Genomic DNA, 1809 nt, shown 5'->3' with positions numbered 1-1809 from the left:
CCTAGTATAATAATGATGTAGTCAAACAAGACTACTTGGTTAATAAATTTCTATAAATCAGATAACAGAAGAAGGGATTCTTCCTTCATCAGATGTTATCCGTAATAATGATCATGTCTGACGGTTCCTGATAGACACCAGATAAAACATAAGGTATCATCTCTTAGGATAGGACAAAGAATGTATTCCTCCTTGGGACACTGATTATCTGTGAATACCTGTAATTAAGTCAATTAGTCCATTCGACAGGGTTTTATGTTTTAGCTGGTTGGGAGCCGGAAGGCAATACCCGAATAACGCGCTAGGTTGTGTACCTGCCAGATTGGAAATGGATTCCTATCAGAAAGGAGCTTTTGCTCATGTCAAACAAAGTTATTTTTAATCTTGATGAACTATTCATCTCTGTTGGTATTGATGTCGGTGCTGACTTCTCCTGGATGTCTATAGCACTTCCAAACCAACAATTCGTAGGAAAACCTTTCAAAATCCTACATAACAGTATTGATTCCCTTACAACCGCTGTTTCTAAAATAAAAGAAGCAGAAGAGTTGTATTCTTTGGAAAGTCGCATTTTCCTCGAATCCACGGGAATTTATCATTACCCACTCTTCTGCTATCTTCGTGATAAGGGTTTTAACTGCTCGGTTATTAATCCTATCATCACTAAGAATAGCACAAACATCAACATACGAAAAGTACATAATGATCGTTTTGATTCTAAAAAAGCTGCTTTAGTTGGCTTGAAACCTGATTTAAAGGTTTCACTTATGCCATCAGACCTTGCTCTAAACTGCCGTAATCTGTGCCGTGAATACTACGATTTAATGGATAATCGCAGTGCCTATGTGAATAAACTTCAGGGTGAATTACGCATGGCGTTTCCTCAGTATCTTGGCATCTTTTCCAAGGTTACTATCAACACTTCTCTTACATTGTTGGAAACTTATACATCTCCATCAGCTTTTCTTGAAGCAGACAAGCAAGAGATTATTGATATCATCAAATCAACAGCTCGCTTTGGACTTACATATGCTCAGAATAAGTATAATGCCATAATTCAGGCGGCAACTGATGCAAATCAGTTTGGGTACATTATAGACAGTAACATCAAGCGTATTCGCCTTTATATCAGCTTCATACGTAAATATGATGAAGAAATCAACAGCATTCTTGAATCGCTCCATGAGCTTGTTGATGCTAATGAAGATACCGACTTTGTTAAGCAGATTCATTTGATTAAAACATTCAAAGGTGCTGGTTTCTTGTCTGCTGTATCCATCATGGGTGAGATTGGTGATTTTTCAGCATTTTCAAAGCCGAAACAACTTTTCGCTTATTTTGGTCTTGATCCAGCCGTAAAGCAATCCGGTAAATTTGAAGGCACCAAGGTTCAAATGTCTAAGCGTGGTTCCGCCATCGCCAGACGTGTGATTCACACATTAACCCTACAAAGCATCAGTATCTCCCGTAATGGAGAAGCTAAAAATCCAGTTCTTCGCGAATACTATCTCAAGAAGTGTGACTCAAAACCAAAGCTCGTAGCAATGGGCGCTGTTTCACATAAGGTATGCAATATGATATTTGCAATACTCAGAGACAACAAACCATTCAAAATCATTGCTCCTCAGGAGCATATCAAACAATACAATGCTGCCAAATGCGACATGACTGCATAAAATACTATGAACCCAATGAATCAATATCTTTCAAAAAACGATATTTTCACCAAGGGGAAAGTCCGCCCTTTTTTAGTCAAAAAACAAAATAATTTTTTTCACATCTAACTATTGACATTTATTAGCTGGACTT

General features: G+C 37.7%; 1 protein-coding gene. It reads left to right on the top strand.

Annotation, left to right across the window (positions count from 1 at the left end; all coding sequences use genetic code 11):
* Window positions 1-359 precede the first annotated feature (359 nt).
* Window positions 360-1676, top strand: coding sequence for an IS110 family transposase (locus DWZ63_RS15490; protein ID WP_055941546.1), 1317 nt, complete (start codon window positions 360-362; stop codon window positions 1674-1676).
* The last annotated feature ends 133 nt before the right edge of the window (window positions 1677-1809 follow it).

The organism is Clostridium sp. AF34-13 (assembly GCF_003477845.1).
Lineage (GTDB): Bacteria > Bacillota > Clostridia > Lachnospirales > Lachnospiraceae > Butyribacter > Butyribacter intestini.
This window is presented reverse-complemented; position numbering and strand designations above follow the sequence as displayed.